Source organism: Oceanisphaera sp., assembly GCF_052084945.1.
GTDB lineage: Bacteria > Pseudomonadota > Gammaproteobacteria > Enterobacterales > Aeromonadaceae > Oceanimonas.
Genome location: NZ_JBQDEX010000162.1, coordinates 1 through 4142 on the forward strand (window position 1 = coordinate 1; position 4142 = coordinate 4142).

Below are 4142 nucleotides of genomic sequence, written 5' to 3' on the forward strand. Positions count from 1 at the left end.
AGTTTTCCAGATTCCAATTTATGCCTGGCGGCCATAGCGCTGTGGAACCACCTGACCCCATGCCGAACTCAGTAGTGAAACGCAGCCGCGCCGATGATAGTGTGGCAGATGCCATGTGAAAGTAGGTCACTGCCAGGCACCCAATTAGTAGGGTCGAATTTATTCGACCAAGATAAAGCCCGATACTCATGTATCGGGCTTTTTTACGTCTATAAGGCAGTGAGGCGCAAGGAGCGAGGGGGACAAGCCAAGACAAAGATACACCGAAAAACATCCCTCGGTTAACATTGATATTGTCTGTAGGCTCTTGTTTTGCTACGCAAAACCGGCCGACTAAAGATGGCCTCTACGTTCGTGCTGTTCCTTCCAGCTGTAGTGTTAATCCGGCTTCGCCATCTTCAAGATTTACTTTTACCTTAAAGCCGAGCTTGCGAGCGAGCCCTATCATGCCGCGGTTAGTGGGCATGGTGACTCCGCTAAGGGTTTTAAGCCCTTTAATCGCAGCATAACGGATTATTTTTTCCATCAATAAACGACCTAAGCCCATTCCCTTAAGTGCCGAGCGTACTAAGATGGCAAACTCAGCATCTTCGTTATCTGGATCCGATATGGCTCTCACAACGGCCAAAATCTCACCGTCTTCAGACAGGGCAACAAATGCCATTTCACGGTCATAATCCACCTGTGTCATATGCGCCAACTCTTCATGACCGATAACCACATCAGCAAAAAAGCGTTGGTAACGATCTTCATCAGATACATGGTTAAGAAAGTCTTTATGGGCGGGCTCATCTTCTGGCAATACTGGGCGCAGTAAAATGGTGCTACCATCTTTAAGGGTGGTGCTCTCTTCCCATTCGGTTGGGTAGGGGCGTATGGCCAAACGTGCTTGACCGTCACCACTAAAGGGTTGCAGCTTAATATTAACATCTAGCGCGATTAGCTCTTTACCTGTGGCTAACAGGGGGTGAATATCTAGCTGAGTGATCTCGGGGTGATTAATAATAAGGTGTGACACCTTAGTTAACACGCGACACACAGCTTGCATATCTAATGATTGGTGAGAGCGGTTCGCCCTCAATTTGCCACTTTTCAGCGCATGATTAACCAAGTATCTCGCCAACGTCATATTTAATGGCAGTAAAGAAACAGCGGCTTGCTCTTCGCCATCCCAGTCAATACCGCCATCGCCCAGTAATATAATAGGGCCAAAAATAGGATCGGAGCGTACGGCAATATGCAACTCTTGTGAACCAGCGCGGCTAGCCATGGGTTGCACCATTAACCCCGTAATGCGCGCCCCTGGATAAGACTCACTCACCCTGTCAAAAATAGCATCGGCAGATTGTGCCACTTCGGCGGCAGATCGTAAGTTAAGTACCACACCTGATACTTCTGATTTATGCACTATGTCGGGTGAGCGCAGTTTAATGGCAACGGGGTAACCAATTTGCTCGGCTATGTGTGCTGCCTCAGTACTGTCGGTGGCAATCCAGGTGGGAAGCGTTTGTATGCCATAGGCGGCCATAAGCTGGCTGACTTCGTGAGTATCAAGCTGATAAATGTCTTGAGCAAAGGCCTCCTGAATAAGACCGCTGACGGTTTTTCGATCGCTTGGCATATCTGAAATAGAGACGGGCGTTTCCATTAATAGCTTTTGGTTGCGTTTATATTCTACAAGGTGCATAAACGCGCTAGCGGCACTTTCGGGCGTGCGGTAGGTCGGTATACCCGCGTCAGTAAAGCAGCGTCTGGCTTCAAAGGCACTGGTTTCACCAGACCAATTGGTTAAGATATTGACGCGGCGTGCGCGAGGGTGTTGTTTAAGTAACTGGATAATATCCTTAGCCACCTTAGTGCTAGGCACTGCGGCAGAAGGGGCGTGCATAATCAGAATGGCATCGCAGTCATTGCTATCGAGTAGTACTTTTAGAGTGTCGATATAACGTTTAATTGGCGCATCACCCACAATATCTATGGGGTTGGTTTTAGACCAAGATTGCGGCAGTAACTGATCAAGCTGACTCTGTGTTTTGGCACTCAACTGGGCTAATTTCCCCCCGCGCGATAACAGGGTATCTGTGGCCATAATAGCAGGCCCACCACCGTTGGTGAGAATCACTAAGCGATCGCCGCGTAAACTCTGTGCATGGTTAAGTGTTTCTACCGCAGCAAATAAATCGTGAGTATCTCGCACTCTTAGCATACCTGCGCGCCTAATGGCGGCATCGTATGCTGCATCCATACCCAAACTCCCCCCAGAATGTAAGTGACCTAACTGTGCACCTAGCTGGGTTTTGCCACTTTTTACCACCAATACAACTTTATTACGCGATGCGGTGCGCGCCGCTGTCATAAAAGTGCGGGCCTCTTGTACCGAGTCCATATACAGCAAAATAGCGCTGGTATGGCGGTCTCTTGCTAAATAGTCCAATAACTGTGCAAAGTCTATATCACAGGCATCACCTAATGAAATAAAGTGTGAAAAGCCAATATCATTGTGGCGAGCCCAATCAAGAATAGTTGAGCAAACGGCTGCGGATTGTGACACAAACGCAATACGACCCGGTTTGGCAGGAAAAGGTGAAAAACTCACATTTAAACCCAAGTGTGGCAATATCACTCCCATGCTATTAGGGCCCAGTAACCGCATGCGATGTGCGCGCGCGCTGTGCTTCATCTGCACTAGCTGCTCAGATGTAGTACCAGCGGCCAATATAATGGCCGCTTTACAGCCTTTATGGCCTAATTGTTCTATTATCTCGGTGTTTTTATCACTTGGCGTACACACAATAGCTAAATCTGGGGTGCGCGGTAAGCTTTCGATATCAGGGTAGGCCATGACGCCAGCTATCGCTTCGTATTTAGGGTTTACCGGCATAATTGGGCCACTAAAGTTACCTGCCAGCAGATTTTTCATCACCAGCTTACCTGCACCATCATCTCGGTGCGAAGCACCAATAACGGCAATACTGGTGGGGCGAAAGAGGGCATCAAGTCCTTGCTGCGGCATGGTGGCTCCTTGTCATGCTTATATCGGTAACGGTTGTCGATGAGGTGATAACGCCTACAGGTTGTAGCATATTATTTAATGTTTGGCCTGTGTGAGGTGCAAGAGACGTGAACTTGATAGGTATATTTGGCTAACATTTCATCGTTTTATTTTTTAGTCATAACTGATACCAAAATAAGCTTTCAAGACCCCTACTTATATCAGCTAAAATGGCATAAACGCACCGCTTTTAAGGATTTACAATGCAATTTCCAACGTTAGAAGATTTTGTTGGCAATACCCCTTTAGTGCGCCTGCAACGCTTGGCAAGCCATACCAAGAGTCAGGTTTTGGTTAAGCTAGAGGGGAATAATCCCGCAGGTTCAGTCAAAGATCGGCCGGCACTGAATATGATCAGTCAGGCTGAAACCCGTGGCGATATTAAGCCGGGTGATACCTTGATTGAAGCAACCAGTGGCAATACCGGCATTGCATTGGCGATGGCGGCGGCCATTAAAGGCTATCGCATGGTATTAATCATGCCCGATAACGCCACCGAAGAGCGCAAGGCGTCTATGTTGGCCTATGGTGCCGAGTTGATCTTGGTGAGCAAACAAGAAGGCATGGAAGGCGCCCGCGACTTAGCTGATAAAATGGCGGCTGATGGCAAAGGGGTGATTTTAGACCAATTTAATAATGCTGATAATCCCCAGGCCCATTACGTAAGCACGGGCCCCGAAATCTGGCAGCAAACCGGCGGCACCTTAACGCATTTTGTGTCGAGCATGGGCACTACTGGCACCATTATGGGGGTGTCTCAGTATTTAAAAGAACAAAGTGCTGATATTCAAATTATTGGCTTACAACCCAGTGAAGGTAGCAGTATTCCGGGGATTCGCCGTTGGCCCGAGGCTTATTTGCCGGGTATTTTCGAGCAAAGTCGTGTCGATCAGACGCTGGATATTAGTGAAGATGAAGCGGTAGCAACTATGCTGCGCTTGGCCCGTGAAGAAGGTATCTTTTGTGGTGTCAGCTCTGGTGGTGCTGTGGCCGGTGCGCTAAAACTGGCCGAACAAGTGGATAACGCCATTATAGTGGCTATTATCTGCGATCGTGGTGATCGCTATTTATCATCAGGGGTTTTTAACGG

General features: G+C 48.2%; 2 protein-coding genes and 1 rRNA gene. 2 read left to right on the plus strand and 1 reads right to left on the minus strand.

Annotation, left to right across the window (positions count from 1 at the left end):
• The first annotated feature begins 23 nt into the window (after positions 1 to 23).
• Positions 24 to 138, plus strand: a 5S ribosomal RNA gene (gene rrf / locus ACTHY5_RS11375).
• A gap of 208 nt (positions 139 to 346) precedes the next feature.
• Here rrf and ACTHY5_RS11380 read toward each other — a convergent pair.
• A complete protein-coding gene (locus tag ACTHY5_RS11380) occupies positions 347 to 3013 on the minus strand; it encodes a bifunctional acetate--CoA ligase family protein/GNAT family N-acetyltransferase (RefSeq protein WP_441879721.1) in 2667 nt (888 codons plus the stop codon).
• Positions 3014 to 3255: 242 nt separating this feature from the next.
• Here ACTHY5_RS11380 and cysM point away from each other — a divergent pair.
• A partial coding sequence (cysM, locus tag ACTHY5_RS11385; RefSeq protein ID WP_441879724.1) for a cysteine synthase CysM occupies positions 3256 to 4142 on the plus strand: 887 nt, incomplete at its 3' end.

Excerpts from the sequence above, each read along its gene's own strand:
- ACTHY5_RS11380 (WP_441879721.1), bottom strand. The coding sequence starts at position 3,013 with ATGCCGCAGCAAGGACTTGATGCCCTCTTTCGCCCCACCAGTATTGCC.